Here is a 19,198-nt window from a genome sequence, read left to right as displayed (position 1 = left end):
CATGAGCAAGTGGAAAGCCGTGTCGCCCATAGAAAACCCCGCCGGGTGAGAGGCGGGGTTCGGGATTTGAGTATTTGTGAAAAGATGAAGATCAGGCGATTTCGGCCAGACGGGCGAGCGCCTCGTTCAGTTTCGCCTCTTCCTCTTCACGGGCGGCGAGGTTGGCTTTGGCTTCCGCGACAACCTCTTCCGGGGCCGAGGCCACGAATTTGGGGTTGTTCAGGCGACCGCGCAAGCCGCCCAGTTCCTTGGCCAGCTTGCCTTTGGCTTTTTCCAGCCGTTCCTTTTCCGCGCCGATGTCGATGATATCGGCCAGCGGCAGACCAAAGGACGCGCCGGGCGCGGCGATGGAGATGGTGCCTTTGGGCAATTCGTCCGCTTTGGTCAGGCTGTCGATCCGCGCCAGACGTTTGATCAGAGTCTCGTTGCGATCCCATGCTGATTGGCCATCTGCGTCGATCTCGGTCACCAGCATCGGCACGTAGAGCCCCGCCGGAACCCGCATCTGCGCGCGGGCCGAGCGGGTGTTTTCGATCACCGAGATCACCCAGTTCATCTCACGATCCGCGTCCGCGTCGATCAGGTCAGCGGCGGCGTAGCTCGGCCAGTCGGCGTGAACGATCATTTTCGCGCGGTCGCCGGTCAGACCCCAGAGTTCCTCGGTGATGAAGGGCATGATCGGGTGCAGCAGGACCATGCACTGATCCAGAACCCAGCGCATGGTGGCGCGGGTCTCGGCCTGCGCCTCGGCGTCATCGCCTTGCAGCAGGGGTTTGGACAGTTCCACATACCAGTCGCAGACCTTGCCCCAGACAAAGGCGTAGAGCCCGTTGGCGGCGTCGTTGAAGCGGTAGCTTTCCAGCGCGGCGTCGACCTCCTCGCGCACGCGGGCGGTTTCGCCGATGATCCAGCGGTTCACGGCAGCTTTGGGTTTCAGGTCGGCGACGTCTAGTTGTGGCACGGCGTCGGTGAAGACTTCGTTCATCTCGGCAAAGCGGACCGCGTTCCACAGCTTGGTGCCGAAGTTCCGATAACCGGTGATGCGTTCGCGGGACAGTTTCAGCACGCCGCCAATCGCCGCCATCGAGGCATTGGTAAAGCGCAGCGCGTCGGCACCGAATTCGTCCACGATCTCCAGCGGGTCGATGACGTTGCCGGTGGTTTTGGACATCTTCTTGCCCTTCTCGTCGCGGACGAGCTGGTGCAGGTAGACGGTGTGGAACGGGATCTGATCGACCACAGCCAATTGCATCATCATCATCCGGGCGACCCAGAAGAACAGAATGTCGAAGCCGGTGATCAGAACATCCGTGGGGAAGTAGCGCTTTAGTTCCTCGGTGTGTTCGGGCCAACCCAGCGTGCCGATGGGCCAGAGGCCGGAGGAGAACCAGGTGTCGAGGACGTCGGGGTCGCGATAAATCGCAACCGTGTTGTTCTCATCGCCCTCGAAACAGTTCTTTCCAAATGCATCGTTCCAATCGGTTGCAGCGATAACGCTTTCTGCCGCATCTCTATAGTAAGCGCGCGCTTTCTCTAGAGCCTCCTCTTCCGTTGCTCCACAAAACTGCACGGTGAAATCCGCAACATTTGTTGTTTGTTGCCATTTCTCTTTTTCTGGTCCGAACCAAACCGGAATCTGATGCCCCCACCACAGCTGGCGCGAGATGCACCAGGGCTCGATGTTTTCCAGCCAGTGGTAATAGGTCTTCTCGCCCGATTCAGGGATGATCTTGACCGTGCCGTCCTTAACCGCATCCAGCGCGGGGCCGACGACTTTTTCGGCGTCGACGAACCACTGGTCGGTGAACATCGGCTCGATGACCACTTTCGAGCGGTCGCCGAAGGGCTGCATGATCGGTTTGCTCTCGACCAACGGGACCAGCTTGTCCGCGCCTTCGTGGTCGGGCTTGAGCGCAGTAGACCCCAGACGCGGATCATCCGCGCGGGTCATGACGGCCAGACCGTCGGCTGTGATTTCTTCGACGACCTTGGCGCGTGCCTCGAACCGGTCGAGGCCCCGCAGGTGGTCGGGGATCAGGTTGATCGCGTCGATCTCGTTCTCAGTGAACGCTTTGCCGCGCGCGTATTCCTGCGCCTTGTCGGCCTCGTCGGCGTAAGGCTCGCCATCGGCCCGCATCGCGCCTTTGGTGTCCATTAGGCGATACATCGGGATACCGCCGCGCTTGGCGACCATGTTGTCGTTGAAGTCATGAGCGCCGGTGATCTTCACTGCGCCCGAGCCGAAATCGGGGTCGGGGTAGTCATCGGTGATGATCGGAATCTGACGGCGGTGCTCTTTCGGGCCAACCGGGATTTCGCAGAGTTTCCCGACAATTGGCGCGTAACGTTCATCCGACGGGTGAACCGCAACCGCGCCGTCGCCCAGCATGGTTTCGGGTCGAGTCGTGGCGATCGAGATATAGTCGCGCTCTTCCTGAAGAACGATGTTCCCGTCCTCGTCTTTCTCGACGTAGGTGTAGGTCTCGCCACTGGCCAGCGGGTATTTGAAGTGCCACATATGCCCGGCGACCTCAATATTCTCGACTTCGAGGTCTGAGATCGCAGTTTCGAAATGCGGGTCCCAGTTGACCAGGCGCTTGCCGCGATAGATCAGGCCCTTTTCGTACATATCGACGAAGACTTTGATCACCGCATCGTGGAAGTTGGCTGAGTTCTCATGCCCCGTCCGTGGATCACCCGCCGCTCCGGCCATGGTGAAGGCATTGCGCGACCAGTCGCAGGAAGAGCCCAAGCGTTTCAACTGCTCGATGATCGTACCGCCATATTCGCCTTTCCACTCCCAGACTTTCTCAAGGAATTGCTCGCGACCCAACTCAGTCCGGCTCGGCTGCTGCGTGGCGGTCAGCATCTTTTCAACTTGCATCTGCGTGGCGATGCCTGCGTGGTCCTGACCGGGCTGCCAGAGCGTGTCGAACCCACGCATGCGGTGCCAGCGGATCAGGATGTCCTGAAGCGTGTTGTTGAAGGCGTGACCCACGTGCAGAGCACCCGTCACGTTGGGCGGCGGGATCATGATGGTAAAGCTCTCGTCGCGCGATTTGTTCGCGCCCGCCTTGAAGGCTCCGGCCTGTTCCCAGGCCTCATAAATGCGCGCCTCGGCCTCGGCCGCGTTGAATGTCTTTTCCATCGCCATGGGGTGCGTCCTGCGTCATCGAATTCGGGTCAGCGCCTGCAATAGCGAATGGACGCGGGAAGGGGAAGGGCCTGCGCGTTCAGGACAAGCCAAAGCGGGCTTTGAAATAGGCGTCGACGCGCTGATAGGCGGGGTCGTGGAAATCGAGGGTCAGAAGCGAATGGTCCTTGCCGGGATATTCCTCTGTCTCCAACAGATCGCCAAAGGCGTGTTCCAGCGCTTCCATGAGTTTTTTTGGGGCTATTTTGTCGCGTTCATAGCGCATTGCCAGACCCGGACCATTGGCCGCCATGCCCGCTGAGGCAGCCGCGATGTCCTGCGGGCTCATATGTAGGTGCTTGCCGCCGAATACGGGCAGGGCGGGCTGGCTTGCCACACCGCCCAGAACTGCATCTTCGGCCATCAGCGTCAGGGCAAAGCTGCCGGTCAGGCACATGCCGATCACACCGACGCCTGCGCTGTCCTCACGCTGTTTGATCTCTTGCGTTAAGGCCCGCATCCATCCAGCAATTGGGCTTTGTTTGCCTCTGGCGAAGATGTTGAACTCCTTTCGCACGCAAAACAACCGGGCTGCGTTCTTGGCCATTTCAATCTTGCCATAGGCGCCGAACAAATGCGGCAGGTAAACGCGGAACCCTGATGCGTTCAGCTTGGTTGCCAGATCCAGCGTTTCAGGCCCGATGCCAGGCAATTCCTGCAAGATCAGGATCGGAGGGCCGTTGCCGCCGACGTAAACATCGTGCGTCGTGTTCTGCCCACCGGTCAGCGGGGCTGTGAATGGGAAAACGGTGTCATGTGTCCAAGCCATAGCTTGCATGCTACCTGATTTCTGTAACGCGGCAACATTTGGGCGCACGGGTACCGAAAGTTGCTGCTTTGGCGTGGGTCCGGAACGTGAGGCGCGTCACAGACCATGCGCTAACAATGTGCTACAAATTGTAACTCAGATAGCAATACCGCGAGCAGATCGGCTGCCCAAAAGCTCATATCTGGGGTAGCTGCGACGCTCAGGTGAAGGCTTTGGTCTGATATGTTGTGTTGTTTGTATTTTGTTAATGGTTTCAGTGTCATGAAGATCACAGCGCGTTTGAAGTCTCTGGTTTGGGATGCTGTCGATCCGGCGGTGAGATGGGCCATGATCCTTGGTGCCAATCGGCAACGGCTCACGCCTTCGTTCATGGCCTGTGCCTTGCCCCAGGCGTTTGGGATACCCATGATCAGGTTTACCCCGGCGGTTGTGTTGGCGATACCTGTATCTTCGGGATCGGCGGCAGAGATCGGGGCAGCTTGGCAGGCGCACCGGTCGCTTGGAAGATACGGCCGGAGACGTGCCCAAGGCGTACAGGGTGCAGCGGGCTGAAATGTCCGCCACACCCCAAAACGAATAGGAAGTGCTGAAAGATGAATTTGTCGCGGTTGAGTAGGAGGGTTCTTGGATGGCTCGGACGGCCATTGCGATCCGAGCATTCCGCCGAGACGCCGCATCGCGAGCCGATCAGCCATGTCATCATTCTTGACGGTACCATGTCGACGCTGGAGCCGGGGTTTGAGACCCACGCCGGTCACACCTACCGTTTGTGCCGCGAGGCCGGAAGTCAGGTCTCGGTCTTCTACGAATCCGGTGTTCAGTGGGAAAACTGGAAATCTTCGCTGGACGTGATGATGGGGCGCGGCATCAACCGGCAGATCCGCCGGGCGTATGGGTATCTGGCGTCTCGGTACAAGCCGGGCGACCGGATCTATTTCATCGGCTATTCGCGGGGGGCTTATGGGGTGCGCAGCCTGGCCGGGGTGATCGACATGATCGGGTTGCTCAAGGCCGAACACGCAACCGAGCGCAATATCAAGCAGGCCTACCGTCATTACGAGTGCAACCCCAGCGGCGCCGCGGCGCGGGATTTTCGACAGCAGTTTTGCCATGACGAGATCGCTATCGAGATGATCGGCGTGTGGGACACGGTGAAAGCACTGGGTCTACGCCTGCCGCTGCTGTGGCGCTGGGCCGAGGATCGGCATGCCTTTCACAACCATCATCTGGGTCGCGCCACCCGGCACGGCTATCACGCCATGGCGCTGGATGAGACCCGCGAAGTCTTTGAGCCCGTCTTGTGGAAATGCACGCCCGACTTTCAAGGCCATGTCGAGCAGGTCTGGTTTCGCGGCAGCCACGGCGATGTGGGCGGCCAGTTGAACGGGTTTGAGCAGGCGCGACCGCTTAGCAATATCTCTCTGATCTGGATGCTGGATAAGGCCGAGATGCACGGTCTGCCGCTGCCCGAAGGGTGGCGCGACCGGTTCCCCACAAATGCCCACGCGCCGTCTGTTGGCACGTGGCGCGGGTGGGGCAAGATTTTCCTGCTGCGCAAGCATCGAAAAGTGGGGAAGGATCGGTCGGAACGGCTGCATGTCTCGGTCGCGCTGGATGAGTTGCCGCGTTGGGTGCCGATGCCGGATTTCCCGTCACATCCGGCGCAGTAACCTTCGGCTTAATCGAACAGTACCGAGGGGTGTTGGGACCGAAACGCTTCGAACGCCGCCTGAATGTCCTGTTCAAGGTTCCGCGTCAAAGAAAGATCGGGCAGAGAGTTCATCGGAAAGAACGCCACGTCGCTAGTCTCAGGTCCCGGTTTCGGTGTGGCCGCACCCGCCTCATCACACAGAAAGAACAGCTTGTAGAAATCCCGAATGTCTGCCGGGTACGGGTGCCGTGCCTAGTGCCGAAGCGCATAAAGGTGCTGTGCACGAACGCGCAATCCGGCCTCTTCCCAAACTTCACGCGCGATGTTTTCCGCCGGAGAGCTTCCGATATCCGCAAATCCGCCCGGCATCGCCCATTTGCCGTCACTGCGCTCGCGCACCAGCAGGATGTGGCCGTCGCGGATCACGGCCCCTCGAATGTCGATGCTGGGCGTGGCGTAGCCGCCCGCATGTTCGGATACCAAAGCGTCGAGTTCCGACAGAGGGATGCGCCCCAGATCGGCCAGCATGGCGCGGGCCATGTCGGCGATCTCGTCATAGCGTTCGCGGTCGAACGGGTCTTTGGTGAAATGCTGGCCGGTTTCGGCCAGAGCCAGCAGTCTTTTTGCCCGGGTGAGCCAGGTATCCTCCATCGCGGTCGGATTCTGGCGCACCGCGTTTAACGCCGCCGGTCGCGACGCGAGCTCATGGGCTGGAAGGCCACGCCCACATGTGCCTCGCAATAGGGTTTGCCAGCCTCAACGGGCAGGCCGCAGAACCAGAAATCATCGGTCGCGGGGTCGCCGACAGGCCATTTGCAGGTCTTCTCGGTCAACTCCATCAGCGTCAGCTTCTTGGCCTTCTTCTCAACCTCGTTGACCTTGGCCAGCGCCTCGGGGCTGATTTCGTTGGCCGAGGGCTGCGGCGGCAATGGCTGACCGGCAGGGATGATCTGACGACGGGCCGGAACCGCCGGTTTGGCTTCCGCCGCCGGGGCAGGGGCCGGGCGCGCAGGTTCGGTTTTGGGCGCAGGCTTGGGTTTGGCCTCGGCCTTGGGGGCGGGTGCCGGTTTTTCCTTGGGTTCGGATTTCGCCGGGCTGGCGCCGGTTGCCCGGTTCGACAGGCCCAGACGATGCACCTTGCCGATCACCGCGTTGCGCGTCACACCGCCCAGTTCCTTGGCGATCTGACTGGCCGACTGGCCCTCGCCCCACATCTTTTTCAGCAGTTCTACGCGCTCGTCGGTCCAGGACATGGGTTGCCTTTCAAAAAACGGGAAAGCGGCCCCGGATTCGGGCCGCCTTGGGAATTCGTGTCAGCCCCCTATTCTAATCACTGCGCCCCGAGTTACAAGCAGTCTTCGAATCGGATTGAGGTCAGATGATGCAGAGCCCCGCAGAGCAGAGTGAACCACGGTTTGGTCCGGTCAACTGGATGGGTCTTTATACGCTGGCGCAACGCGAAACGCTGCGCTTTCTGGCGGTCTGGACACAAACCTTGCTGGCCCCGTTGGTGACCGCCGGTCTGTTTCTGCTGATCTTCAACATCGCCATCGGCCCCAGCCGGTCGGACGTCATGGGTGTGCCGTTTCTGACCTTTCTGGCCCCGGGCATCATGATGATGACGGTGATCCAGAATGCCTTTGCCAATACGTCCTCGTCGATGGTGATCTCGAAGGTACAGGGTAATATCGTCGACACTCTGATGCCGCCGCTTTCTCCTTTGGAGATCCTTCTGGGCTATCTGGCAGGTGGTATCGCGCGCGGCGTGCTGATCGCCTGTGTCGTTGCGGCTGCGCTGGCTTTGGTGTTGGGGATCGTGCCGCAACACCCGCTGGTCGCGTTGATCTTTGTCATCATGGGCGGCGCATTCATGGGGGCCCTGGGGCTTTTGGCCGGGATATTCGCCAACAAGTTCGACCAGATGGCGGCGATCACAAACTTCATCGTCACCCCGCTGGCTTTCCTGTCGGGCACATTCTACTCGGTCGAGGCGCTACCGCCGCTTCTGAACCGGATCAGCCATGTAAACCCGGTGTTCTATCTGATCGACGGGTTGCGATACGGCATGATCGGTGTCTCGGACAGCGCACCTGTTTTGGGGTTTGCGGTGTGTGGGTTGGCCACGTTGATCGTCTGTTGCGCCACCTGGCAGATGCTGCGCACCGGTTACCGGCTCAAGGCCTGACGCTGCCGTGTTTCACGCCAGACCAGGATCAGTGCCCCGGTCAGGATGACCGAGGATCCGATGACGCTGACGACATCGGGGATCACGTCGAAGATCGCGAAATCGTAAAGCGCAGCAAAGATCAGCGTTGCATAGCTGATCGGGGCGACAAATGACGCATCCGCCCGCGCCATTCCGTTGACGAAACACGCCTGCGCGCAGGCCATCAACCCTCCGATACCAGCCAGCGCCGCCCATTGGGCAGGTGTAGGCGGCTGCCACACGGCGATCACGGCGACCGTTGCAATGGCCAGACCCATCGAATTGTTCACCAGCAGAATCTGAATCGGAATTTCCCAGCCCGCCAGCTTTTTGATGAAAATCAGCTCCATCCCGATCACCGCTGCCGCCGTCAGCGCCAACAAAGCAGCGGGCTGAAAGCTTGCAGGCGTCGGGCGCAGCAGAATAAGCGCCCCGCTCAGCGCTACCACAGCGGCCAGCCAGCGCCACGGCCCAACACCTTCCTTCAACAGCGGGATGGCCAACACCATCGCAAAGACGGGGTTGAGGAAAGAGATCGCGGTGGCATCCGCTATTGGGATGTAAGCGACCGAGGCAAACATCAGCGTGATCCCCAACCAGCCAAAACTGGTGCGGCCAATGTGCAAGCCCCAATGCGGCCGCCGAAGCCTGGGACGCAGCGCGGCGACGGCGCTGATGATCACCAGAAACGCGAACAGAAACCGCCCATGGCTGATTTGCATCGGGTGCAGGGGCGGGCCCAGAGTGTCAGTACCCAACGCCTTGGCCAACAGCGTCGTGGCGGCGATCAGGGCGCTTGCGACAAAGATCAGCAAAGCCGCAAGCGGCGGGTTTTGGGGTGTGGGTGTCATAACCAAGCGGTGCGTTACATCCGGGGAAATGGCAAGTGGGAAATCCCGCGCCTTATGCCTTTCGGGTATCAGCGCAGATTCGGGGTTTTCAGATCCGACACATCCCGCTATACGACCGGCCATGATCAAAACAGCACATATCCTGCGCCTCCGACGCCGACGCCGCACAGCGTAACCGGCCCGTTTGATCCAATTGCGCGCTGTAAATCCGCGCAAACCCCACCAAATCAGTTGACGACCATGGCCCTTGTGTATCAACCACAGGGCTTAACCTACCCGAAAAGGATGATCCGATGATCCCGTCCGTTCTGCCAACCTATAACCGTGCGCCCCTGACCTTTGTGAAGGGCGAAGGCGCCTGGCTGACCGAGGCGGATGGCCGACGTTTTCTGGATCTCGGCGCAGGGATCGCGGTAAACGCGCTGGGCCACGCGCATCCGGTTTTGGTCAACGCCCTGACCGAGCAGGCAGAGGCGCTATGGCATGTCTCGAACCTCTACCACATCCCGCAGCAACAAGCGCTGGCCGACAAGCTGGTCGAGCATACCTTTGCCGACACGGTTTTCTTTACGAATTCCGGGACCGAGGCCTGCGAACTGGCCGTGAAAATGGCCCGCAAGTATTTCTATGACAAAGGCCAGCCGGACCGGGTCGAGATCATCACCTTCGATGGCTCTTTCCACGGTCGCTCCTCGGCCGGGATCGCGGCGGCGGGGTCCGAGAAGATGACAAAGGGATTTGGCCCGCTGTTGCCGGGCTTTGTCCACCTGACTTTCGGTGATCTGGATGGCGTGACCGATGCGATCACCGAAAAGACAGCCGCAATCATGATCGAGCCGGTTCAGGGCGAGGGCGGTATCCGCCCGGTTCCCGACGCGGAACTCAAAGCCCTGCGTCAGATCTGCGACGAACACGGGCTTCTGCTGATCCTGGACGAGGTCCAATGCGGCGTCGGGCGCACCGGCAAACTCTTCGCCCATGAATGGGCCGGGATCACGCCCGATATCATGATGGTTGCCAAAGGCATCGGTGGCGGCTTCCCGTTGGGCGCGGTGCTGGCCACGGAAGAGGCCGCCAGCGGCATGACCGCAGGCACCCACGGCTCGACCTATGGCGGCAACCCGCTGGGCTGCGCCGTCGGATGCGCGGTGATCGATCACGTCGCAACCCCTGAATTCCTGGAAGGCGTTAACCGTAAGGCGGGCCTGCTGCGCCAGAAACTCGAAGGTTTGATCGCCGATCATCCGGACGTTTTTGAAGAGGTCCGCGGCTCTGGCCTGATGCTGGGGCTGAAATGCAAGGCGACAAATCTGGACGTGGTGAATGCAGGCTACGACAATCAGGTTATCACCGTGCCTGCCGCCGATAACGTGATCCGCCTGCTGCCGCCTCTGACGCTGACTGAAGACGACATCGCGCAGGCTGTCATCCGCCTGGACAAAGCCGCCGCGCAGGTCGAAGGCCAACTTGCCACTGCCTGATCTTCATCTTTTCCTAAATACTCTGGGGGTGTGGGGGCTGGCCCCCACCTGCCGATCAGCCAAAAGCGAAACGATATGAACCATTTCCTTGATATCCACATGACCGATCAGGGTGACCTGCGGGCCATGATCGATCAGGCCGCAGCAATGAAACAGGCCCGTCTGGGCCGCCCCAAGGCAGCACTGGACGACGAACAACCGCTCAAGGACCGCATGGTCGCCCTGATCTTCGAAAAACCGTCAACCCGGACGCGTGTGTCCTTTGATGTGGGCGTCCGGCAGATGGGCGGGCAGACCATGGTGCTGTCGGGCAAGGATATGCAACTGGGCCATGGCGAAACCATCGCCGACACCGCCCGCGTCCTGTCGCGCTATGTCGATATGATCATGATCCGGACATTCGACGAAACGATCCTGACGGAAATGGCCGAATACTCGGATGTGCCCGTCATAAACGGTCTGACCGACCGTACCCATCCCTGCCAGATCATGGCCGACGTGTTGACGTTTGAGGAACACCGCGGCCCGATCAAAGGCAAAAAGGTGGTCTGGACCGGGGACGGCAACAATGTCTGCGCCTCGTTCCTGCACGCTGCCGGTCAGTTCGGGTTTGACCTGACCTTCACTGGCCCCGCGCAGTTCGATCCCGAGCAAGAGTTCATGGGGTTCGCCCGCCAGAAAGGCTCGAAGATCGTGGTGGAACGGGACCCGTACAAAGCGGTAGAAGGCGCGGATCTGATCGTTGCCGATACATGGGTGTCGATGCACGATTCCCAATCGGCCAAGGAACGCCGCCACAACCTGCTGCGCCCCTATCAGGTCAATGCCGAGCTTATGTCGCACGCCAAGCCCGACGCGTTGTTCATGCACTGCCTGCCCGCGCACCGGGAAGAAGAGGTCACGTCCGAGGTGATGGACGGCCCGAACTCGGTCATTTTTGACGAGGCTGAAAATCGCCTGCATGCGCAGAAGTCGATCATGCGGTGGTGCCTCGGCGTCTAAGCCCGCCGTCTGGCATCCCACACCCGTAATTTGGTGAGCGCCCGGGCGCTCGCCAGTACCACCAGAACGCATAAAGCGGTCTTGGTCATGATCTCCATCGTGCCTTCGATCAGCATGGCGTGGATCACGCTGCCCAGAATGGTAATCATCGCCAGCCCCGTATGACTCAACCGCCACAGGCGAAACCGCAGGTTCAGGCGCGCCCGGCAGATGCCCAGAACTGCGGCCCCAAATGCGGCCCACATCGCAATCACGCCCCATGCCGAAAACGGGGTTGGCGATGTAAAGAGAAGGGCATCTACGACATCCGGCGGGCTTGTGATCCATAACCCGATTACGTGGGTCAGGATGGCCAAGACCAGCATTATTCCAACCGCACGATGCAAGCGCCGGCTGGTCACGGGCGATAGTCCCGGCAGGTCTTTGGCTGCCAGAAGTGGTTGCAGCAACAGAAGACCCATGCTCAGAACACCCGCGAACCCGGCGGTAATGTAGATGGGGTCACGCCATTGCAGATACGGGCTGGACGCCGCTGCAATCAGCGGAACAAGCAAGGCAGCCGTCAGCGCCCCCCAGATTGCCAAGCTGCGGATCACGCTTCAGACGGGCTGAAGGACGAAATGCGCCGCAAGGGTTTTGTCCCTTGCACTGGACATGACCGGGCGCAGGAACACGGTTTCGAAGTCGCCACTGTCATAGGCCAGATGCCCGTGTGGCTGGCCAAAGGCGGGCACGATTTGCGGCATTTCCAGCCGGAATTCACCATTGGCGTCGGTCAGGGTTGCCCCATGGCTGTGCGGATCGCGCTCGTGCCCTTCTGTGGTGTGCGCCCAGATCTGGATGCGTTGACCGGGCAGGGGTGCCCCGTTACCAGCGCGCCGTACTGTTCCGGTCATCCAGAACCCGCCGCCGCCAATCCGTTCGACGATCGGCGCGCCGGGGCGGTAATTGTTCGACCCGCCGCGCATCGATGGCGTGGGGGCAAGACCTGCTGCACGCGCGGGGTTTGGGCGTAGGGCTGCAACGCCGACCGCAGCTGCTGCACCCGTTGCGATAAGGGTTCGACGTGTCATCAGTATACGGGCCATGAATAACGCTCCTATCGATCCTGCGGCGACCTTGTACGATCCAACCAACCAGGCGCAATCGATGGCTAAAGATAGCACACCCAAGCCGGATTCCGAGTTTCTACCCTTTAGTATTCGGCAGGATTCCCCTCACGCCTGTGTGAGCGGTTGGGCCGAGGCGGCCGCTTCGGCATCGGTTTGCACGGACACTGTGCGCTCGTGCGCTTTCCCTACTTGTTTTGCGGTATATATTTGCACCCATGAACACAATGCGGTGCAGTGGCCGCTTTTTGAGGGAGAAGAGAAATGAGTTGGAATCCGACCCACAATCCCGAATGCGTGTCCGAAAACCCGGCGCTGGATACTTTGATCATCCCGCGTGCGCGCGATCTGGGCGGGTTCGAGGTGCGTCGCGCCCTGCCATCGGTTCAGCGACAGCTTGTCGGCCCGTTTATCTTCTTCGACCAGATGGGCCCGGCGGAATTCATCACCGAAGGCGGCATCGACGTGCGACCGCATCCGCATATCGGTCTGGGCACTGTCACCTACCTGTATAAGGGCGAGTTCGAACACCGCGACAGCCTTGGCACGCATCAGATGATCTACCCCGGCGAGGTTAACTGGATGGTCGCCGGGCGCGGGGTGACGCATTCCGAGCGCACAAGCGACGAAACGCGCGGCAAAAGAAACAGCCTGTTTGGTATTCAGACCTGGATCGCGCTGCCGGAACAGCATGAGGATATGGCCCCGGATTTCGAACATCACAAACAGGGTGCGCTGCCTTGTATTCAAGATACCGGCGTCACCGCGCGGCTGATCCTTGGCTCGGCCTACGGCGAAACAAGCCCGGTGACCATGATGTCCGAGACCTTCTATCTGGATGTCCAGCTTGATCCCGGCGCGTCCTTCCCTCTGCCCGACGATCACGAGGACCGCGGCGTCTATGTCACCGAAGGTTCGGTTGAAATAGCGGGCGATACGTTCGAAGCCGGGCGCATGATGGTTTTCCGTCCAGGCGACAAGCTGTCCGTCAAGGCGGGGCCTCTGGGCGCGCGGCTGATGCTTCTGGGTGGCGCGACATTGAATGAAGATCGCTATATCTGGTGGAATTTCGTCTCTTCTTCGAAGGAAAAGATCGAAACAGCGACGCGGGAATGGAAGACGGCTGATTGGGCCAACGGCGCCTTTCACCTGCCGCCCGGTGACGATCAGGAGTTCATTCCGATTTCCGAGGATCTGGAACGCACAAAACCAAGGCTCGCGCGTCGAACGTGACGTCATACGGCGGCAGGGTTGTCCTGCCCCCGCAACGCTGTGATCCTTCCCTGAACGGAGGGATCGCCATGAAAATTGTCGTCGCGGGCGCTGGTAGCATCGGGTGCTATTGCGGCGCTTTGCTTGCCGCCTCGGGGCATGAGGTCACTTTGCTGGGGCGCGCGCGCGTGCTGAACCCGATCCGGAAGGACGGTCTGACAGTCACCGATTTCACCGGGCTGCACCGCACAGTGTCGGCTGAGGCCCTTGTGTTGAGTGAAGACCCCGCCTGTCTGGGCGAGGCCGAGCTTGTCATCGTGACCGTGAAATCCGGGGCCACGTCCCAAATGGCCGAATTGATTGCGTCCAACGCTGCACAAAACATCCCCGTCTTGTCCTGGCAAAACGGGATGGAGAACGCTCGGGTCCTGAAAGACATCCTGCCCGGTTATGACGTTCGCGCCGGGATGGTGCCCTTCAACGTGGTGCCGACCGGTCCGGGGGCCTATCACCGGGCAACCTCGGGCGACATTGTTATCGAAGATGGCCCCGGCGGTTTGGCTACACGGCTGAGCAGCCCGGACCTGCCCGTCTCGGAAAGCGACCGGATCGAGGCGGTTCAGTGGGGCAAACTGGTTATCAACCTCAACAACGCCCTGAATGCGCTGTCAGGTCTGACGCTGGTGGATCAATTGACGGATCGCAACTGGCGGCGTCTGATGGCCGACCAGATGGCCGAGGCTTTGGCCGTTCTGAAAGCGGCGGGCCAGCCGGTTGCCTCGACCACCCCGCTGCCTGCCGGGATGACGCCGCACATTCTGCGCCTGCCGACGCCTCTGTTCACCCGCATCGCGTCCAAAATGCTGACCATCGATCCGGCGGCGCGAACCTCGATGGCCTACGACCTGATGGAGGGTCGGCCGACGGAAATCGACTCGCTGCAGGGTGAGATCATGCGTCTGGGTCAGAAAACCGGGGTGCCGACACCGATTTGCACGCGCGTTTCAGACCTGATCTTGCAACAGCCTTCGACCCGGCTGACACCGGATCAAATCCGGCCCTGACGGCTCTGGCCTCACGCGAAGGCTGTCAGGACCCAGAAGATCAATGCAGACATGGTCGCCGCTGCCGGTACGGTGACGACCCACGCGGCAACAATGGTCATGAAATGCGACCGCCGCACCAGTTTGCGCCGTTGGTGTTCCTCGCGCGCCAATCGCTTTTCGCTGGGGCGTTGCAGGTTCGACTGTTTCCAGCGTCGGTCCGAGTGCCATTCGCGGTAGAACCCAACACCGAACACGGCACCCACCGCGATGTGGGTCGAACTGACCGGCAAGCCCAGCCAGCTTGCAACGATAACCGTGATCGCGGCAGACAGGGCCACGCAAAACGCGCGCATCGGGTTCAGCTTGGTGATTTGGCTGCCAACCATCCGGATCAGTTTCGGGCCGAACAGGAACAGACCAAAGGAGATCCCGAACGCGCCGATGACCATGACCCAAATCGGGATAGAGACTTTGGCGGCGAAGTCACCGAACTCTGCCGCATGTACGATCGCGGCCAAGGGGCCAACAGCGTTGGCCACGTCATTTGCCCCATGCGCAAAGCTCAGAAACGTGGCAGAGATCACCAGCGGCAGCCCGAACAGGGTTTTCAGCGACCGCGTGCGGTTCTCAAGCCCTTCGGATTTTCGTTTGACCCATGGCACGGTGACCGACCAGGCCAGCGCTCCCGTGGCCAAGCCGATCAGGAGGGCGGTCTCCGGTTCGATCTTGACGATCCGTTTCAGGCCCTTGACGGCCAGATAGGTGGCGAACGCACCGGCCATCAGCGCCACAAGGATGGGTACCCAGCGGCGGGCGGCGGCGATCTTGTCGTCCTGATATTGGATTTTGGCTTTGATCAGCGCCAGAAAGGCGGCTGCGATCAATCCGCCCAGAACCGGAGAGATCACCCAGCTTGCGGCAATCGCGCTCATGGTGCTCCAGTTGACGGCGCTCATCCCTGCGGCGGCGATGCCGGCGCCCATCACCCCGCCCACAACCGAATGGGTCGTCGAAACCGGCGCACCGACCCATGTGGCCAGATTGACCCACATCGCAGATGAGATCAGCGCGGCCATCATGGCCCAGATAAACACGTTGCTGTTCTGCACCGACATCGGGTCGATAATGCCCTTGGATATGGTCGAGACCACATCGCCCCCTGCCAGCAGCGCGCCAGCGCTTTCGGCGATAGCCGCGATGGCAATTGCACCGCCCATGGTCAGTACGTTGGCCCCGACCGCAGGCCCCATGTTGTTGGCCACGTCGTTTGCGCCGATATTGATCGCCATATACGCGCCAAAGGCTGCCGCAGCGACGACGATCAGGCCCCCGTCGAAGCGCCCGAAAAAGACCGCAGCCGTCAGCCCGGCCAATGCCATGAAGGCCAATGCCAGACCGGGTCCCAGCAGCGGGCGCGCGACATGAGAGTTCGCGGTCTCGACGCGCGAAATACGGTGGAGGTCAGTGTCCAGCGACTGCCAGCGGGCTTTGGAATGTGTATTCGACATGGGCTCGATCAGATCATCTATGCGATCACAGGCCGCTATCGGTTTACGGACAGCAGGGCAACGTGTCTGTCATCAAATTTTTGCAATCTCGTTACATTTGGCAAGCAATGACTGCAATTCCGGCTCGGCAACCAACGTAGCCGCCGTTTCGGGCGAGACCCAGTTGCGGGTGCGCTGATCGGCTTCGGGGAAATCCTCGGACAATTCTGCGACGGTGACATGGTAGACCGTGGTCAGAACCGGTTGTGCAGACCCGTCTTTGAGGATCTTGTCATAGGTGTAGTGACCGACCGGCTCTTTCCGGACCGCCTCGGACCGGACACCAGCCTCTTCCCACGCTTCCTGCGCAGCCGTTTCCGCCCCGTCCAGCCCATCGATGGGCCAGCCTTTGGGGATGACCCAGCGACCGGTGTCGCGGCTGGTGATCAGCAAAATTTCCATCCCGGTTTCGGTCTGACGTGTGCACATGGCTGCGAACTGCACCCGACGCGGGCGCAGGAACAGGGGTCTTGCGACCTCTTCCCAGATGTTTCGAAACCAGTGTGTAATTGGCACAGTCTAAAAAAGCCCCGGTCTTTCAGAGCGGCTGAGGTAACAATTACGTCAGGTAATTTCAATGAAATCGTAAAGTTTCGGTGAATTTTAGCCTGTTTTGGCGGAAATATGTGACTTTTTGTGGGGTATAGCCGTGCATCGGGCTGGTTCAGCCTTTCGACTGACCCTGCCTGCGTTTGGCGCGCAGGGTCGGATCGGCCTGCGTTGGGTCTTCGGGCCAGGGGTGTTTCGGGTATTGCGCGCGCATGTCCTTGCGCACGTCCGCGTAGGACCCGGCCCAGAAACCGGGCAGGTCGCGGGTGATCTGAATGGGCCGCTGTGCCGGAGACAGCAGGGTGATCTTCAACGGTGTGCCCCCAACTACCGGGTGCTGAGTAACCCCAAAAAGCTCCTGAAGGCGCACCGCAATTTCCGGGGCTGCGCCACTGTAATCAATGGGAACTTTACGACCCAAAGGCGTGACAAATGAACCCGGCGCGCGCCGGTCCAGTTCCTGCGTTTGCGTCCAGTCCAGACGGGCGCGCAGGGCGGGCAACAGGTCAAACCGTTTCCAGTCTTCGGCCGAGCGGACGCCGGTGAGCATCGGCAGCAGCCAATCCTCAAGCGCGTTCATCAAGCCGTCCACCGAGAAATCGGGCAAATCGACCCCGTCCGCGCGCACCAGTTCCACCCGCGCGGCAAGGCGCGCGGCGGCTCCGTCCAGGCGCAGCCCCAGATCACGCACGCCGTCCAGCATGGCCTCAGCTACCGCGTCCTCAGGCACGTCCTTCCAGATACGATCCCCAAGCGTGATCGCGCCGAATTGCTCCTGCCGTCTGGCGACGACGCGACGATCCCGTTTGGACCAGACGCAACTGTCGACCCAACGGATCTGATCGCCGAATTGATCGCGAATCTCACGTTCCGAGATCTGAACTGCCATCCGAACCCGTGCCTCGCGCGGGTTTCCGTCGGTGTCTAGCGCAACTAGATAGGGGGCTTCGGCCAGTGTGTCGTCGTTTTCCAGAATAACCCCTTTGCCTCCTGACAACACATATCGCGGCGCATCGCCCTTGCGTCGCTGTCCAATCCTGTCGGGATAGGCCAAGGCCGCCATCGCGGCGGGGCTTTGGGTTTCGGTCTGGGGTGGGGCGACGGCCCGCAGGCGTTTTGCCTCGGCCTTGATCCGGTCCAGCGCACTCACGTTCACCTGCCAGGGCTTCCCCCTTTGAAATGCGCGCAGGTCTTTCATTGCATCCAGCCGCAACGCCAAATCGACCGGAGCGCCACGCAGCGGGTCCCGCTCGGCCAGCAAGGCAGCAAGCGGCGCGGCCTGAGCCCCGGCGCTTACCAGCATATGCCCCAGACGCGGATGCAAAGGCAGAGCCGCCAGATGACGCCCGTGATCGGTGATCCGTCCTTTGCCGTCGATGGCATTCAACATACCAAGCAGGGCTCTGGCCTCGGTCAACGCGCCTTCGGGCGGCGGCGTCAGAAAGGCCAGATCGCCAGGGTCCGCACCCCAAAGAGACAGCTCCAAAGCCAATCCCGTCAGGTCTGCCGACTCGATTTCGGCAGGTGGGTAGGCGGCCAGCGCGCCCTCTTCCCCCTTGGACCACAGCCGGTAGCAGACGCCTTCGGTCACACGCCCGGCGCGGCCCATGCGTTGGGTTGTTTCGGCCCGCGTGACCCGCTCGGTTACCAGACGCGACATGCCCGAGCCCGGATCGAACCGTGCCCGGCGCGCCTGTCCCATGTCCACGACCACGCGAATATCGGGAATCGTCAGCGATGTTTCCGCGATTGAGGTGGCCAGTACGATTTTGCGCCCGTTTTCAACCGGAGCAATGGCCGCGCGCTGGGCGGCAAAGGGCAGGGCACCGAACAGGGGTCTCAGAACGCAGTCCTTCGGCAAGCGTCGCGTCAGAGCAGCCTCAGCCCGCCGGATTTCCCCTTCGCCAGGTAAAAAGACCAGCACACCGCCGCCTATTGAGCGAGTCTCGTGCACAGCGGTTTCAACCAGATCGCAAAGCGCATCCAAACGGCGGGCTTGGGTGCCCAATGGCCGATCCAGCCAACGGGTTTCGACCGGATAGCTGCGCCCTTCGGATGTCACCAACGGGGCGTCCATCAACTGCCCGACGGGCTCGGCATCCAGTGTTGCGGACATGGCCACCAACATCAGATCGTCACGCAGCGCCCCTGCAACTTCAAGACACAGCGCCAGACCCAGATCGGCATTCAACGAGCGTTCGTGGAATTCGTCGAAGATCACGGCTCCGACCCCGGGCAGGTCCGGGTCGGATTGCAGCATCCGGGTCAGGATGCCTTCGGTAACGACCTCGATCCGGGTCTGTTTTGAGACCTTGGCGTCACCGCGCACGCGGTAACCGACGGTTTGGCCTGCACGCTCGCCCAGCGTTTCAGCCATCCGTTCGGCGGCGGCCCGCGCGGCCAGCCGGCGGGGTTCCAGCATCACGATCCTGCCGTCGCACAGTCCGGCCTGCAGCATGGCCAGCGGCACGCGCGTGGTTTTCCCCGCGCCCGGCGGAGCCTGCAACACCGCGCGGCGATGGTCGGTCAGGGCCGAGAGCAGTTCGGGCAGGGCGTCATCGATAGGCAGTCGGGTCATGTCG

The 19,198-nt window shown here is 61.0% G+C and carries 16 protein-coding genes; 6 read left to right on the top strand and 10 right to left on the bottom strand.

The genetic code is table 11. The features are described from left to right. Positions 1-91 precede the first annotated feature (91 nt). Entirely contained in the window at positions 92-3,154 is a 3,063-nt protein-coding gene (locus tag ACR0KJ_RS12055; protein WP_480626792.1) for a valine--tRNA ligase, read from the bottom strand. A gap of 79 nt (positions 3,155-3,233) precedes the next feature. Next, positions 3,234-3,962, bottom strand: a complete 729-nt coding sequence (locus ACR0KJ_RS12050; protein WP_480626791.1) for a dienelactone hydrolase family protein — start codon at positions 3,960-3,962, stop codon at positions 3,234-3,236. 593 nt (positions 3,963-4,555) lie between these two features. On the opposite strand from ACR0KJ_RS12050, the gene ACR0KJ_RS12045 reads away from it, so the two are divergent. Beyond that, positions 4,556-5,632, top strand: coding sequence for a DUF2235 domain-containing protein (locus ACR0KJ_RS12045; RefSeq protein WP_480626790.1), 1,077 nt, complete (start codon positions 4,556-4,558; stop codon positions 5,630-5,632). Between the two features lie 233 nt (positions 5,633-5,865). Here the strand turns inward: ACR0KJ_RS12045 and ACR0KJ_RS12040 are convergent, their stop codons facing one another. Further along, positions 5,866-6,285 (bottom strand): NUDIX hydrolase, encoded by a 420-nt coding sequence (locus ACR0KJ_RS12040; RefSeq protein WP_480626789.1) that lies wholly within the window; start codon positions 6,283-6,285, stop codon positions 5,866-5,868. Positions 6,286-6,290: 5 nt separating this feature from the next. Next, positions 6,291-6,866, bottom strand: a complete 576-nt coding sequence (locus tag ACR0KJ_RS12035) for a GcrA family cell cycle regulator (RefSeq protein ID WP_170454159.1) — start codon at positions 6,864-6,866, stop codon at positions 6,291-6,293. A 128-nt stretch (positions 6,867-6,994) separates the two neighbouring features. On the opposite strand from ACR0KJ_RS12035, the gene ACR0KJ_RS12030 reads away from it, so the two are divergent. Continuing rightward, positions 6,995-7,798, top strand: coding sequence for an ABC transporter permease (locus ACR0KJ_RS12030; protein ID WP_480626868.1), 804 nt, complete (start codon positions 6,995-6,997; stop codon positions 7,796-7,798). Here the strand turns inward: ACR0KJ_RS12030 and ACR0KJ_RS12025 are convergent. Further along, positions 7,780-8,670, bottom strand: a complete 891-nt coding sequence (locus tag ACR0KJ_RS12025; protein WP_480626788.1) for a DMT family transporter — start codon at positions 8,668-8,670, stop codon at positions 7,780-7,782. The genes ACR0KJ_RS12030 and ACR0KJ_RS12025 overlap by 19 nt on opposite strands. A gap of 293 nt (positions 8,671-8,963) precedes the next feature. Here ACR0KJ_RS12025 and ACR0KJ_RS12020 point away from each other — a divergent pair, with 293 nt between their 5' ends. Together ACR0KJ_RS12020 and argF are read left to right on the top strand one after the other, a co-directional pair. Beyond that, the gene (locus tag ACR0KJ_RS12020; protein WP_170520653.1) at positions 8,964-10,151 is read left to right on the top strand and encodes an aspartate aminotransferase family protein; all 1,188 of its coding nucleotides are present in this window, start codon (positions 8,964-8,966) and stop codon (positions 10,149-10,151) included. A gap of 75 nt (positions 10,152-10,226) precedes the next feature. After that, on the top strand, positions 10,227-11,153 hold the full coding sequence (gene argF / locus ACR0KJ_RS12015; RefSeq protein WP_170454153.1) for an ornithine carbamoyltransferase: 927 nt from the start codon (positions 10,227-10,229) through the stop codon (positions 11,151-11,153). Here argF and ACR0KJ_RS12010 read toward each other — a convergent pair. Both ACR0KJ_RS12010 and ACR0KJ_RS12005 read right to left on the bottom strand, forming a co-directional pair. Further along, positions 11,150-11,737, bottom strand: a complete 588-nt coding sequence (locus ACR0KJ_RS12010; protein WP_480626787.1) for a ferric reductase-like transmembrane domain-containing protein — start codon at positions 11,735-11,737, stop codon at positions 11,150-11,152. The genes argF and ACR0KJ_RS12010 overlap by 4 nt on opposite strands. 15 nt (positions 11,738-11,752) lie before the next feature. After that, positions 11,753-12,241, bottom strand: coding sequence for a twin-arginine translocation pathway signal (locus ACR0KJ_RS12005; RefSeq protein ID WP_480626786.1), 489 nt, complete (start codon positions 12,239-12,241; stop codon positions 11,753-11,755). A gap of 285 nt (positions 12,242-12,526) precedes the next feature. Here ACR0KJ_RS12005 and ACR0KJ_RS12000 point away from each other — a divergent pair, with 285 nt between their 5' ends. Continuing rightward, complete coding sequence (locus tag ACR0KJ_RS12000) at positions 12,527-13,495, top strand: pirin family protein (RefSeq protein ID WP_170520661.1); 969 nt, start codon at positions 12,527-12,529, stop codon at positions 13,493-13,495. A 68-nt stretch (positions 13,496-13,563) separates the two neighbouring features. Then, positions 13,564-14,538, top strand: a complete 975-nt coding sequence (locus tag ACR0KJ_RS11995) for a 2-dehydropantoate 2-reductase (protein WP_480626785.1) — start codon at positions 13,564-13,566, stop codon at positions 14,536-14,538. 11 nt (positions 14,539-14,549) lie between these two features. Here the strand turns inward: ACR0KJ_RS11995 and ACR0KJ_RS11990 are convergent, their stop codons facing one another. The 3 genes from ACR0KJ_RS11990 to hrpB all read right to left on the bottom strand — a co-directional run bounded on the left by ACR0KJ_RS11990 (position 14,550) and on the right by hrpB (position 19,194). After that, positions 14,550-16,028, bottom strand: a complete 1,479-nt coding sequence (locus ACR0KJ_RS11990; RefSeq protein WP_480626784.1) for an inorganic phosphate transporter — start codon at positions 16,026-16,028, stop codon at positions 14,550-14,552. Positions 16,029-16,100: 72 nt separating this feature from the next. After that, on the bottom strand, positions 16,101-16,577 hold the full coding sequence (locus ACR0KJ_RS11985) for an NUDIX hydrolase (protein ID WP_170454141.1): 477 nt from the start codon (positions 16,575-16,577) through the stop codon (positions 16,101-16,103). A 154-nt stretch (positions 16,578-16,731) separates the two neighbouring features. Further along, positions 16,732-19,194, bottom strand: a complete 2,463-nt coding sequence (gene hrpB, locus ACR0KJ_RS11980; RefSeq protein WP_480626783.1) for an ATP-dependent helicase HrpB — start codon at positions 19,192-19,194, stop codon at positions 16,732-16,734. Positions 19,195-19,198 lie beyond the last annotated feature (4 nt).

It is taken from the genome of Ruegeria sp. AD6 (assembly GCF_056542325.1).
The sequence above is the reverse complement of the archived record's forward strand: the minus strand, read 5'-3'. Positions and strand labels throughout refer to the sequence as shown.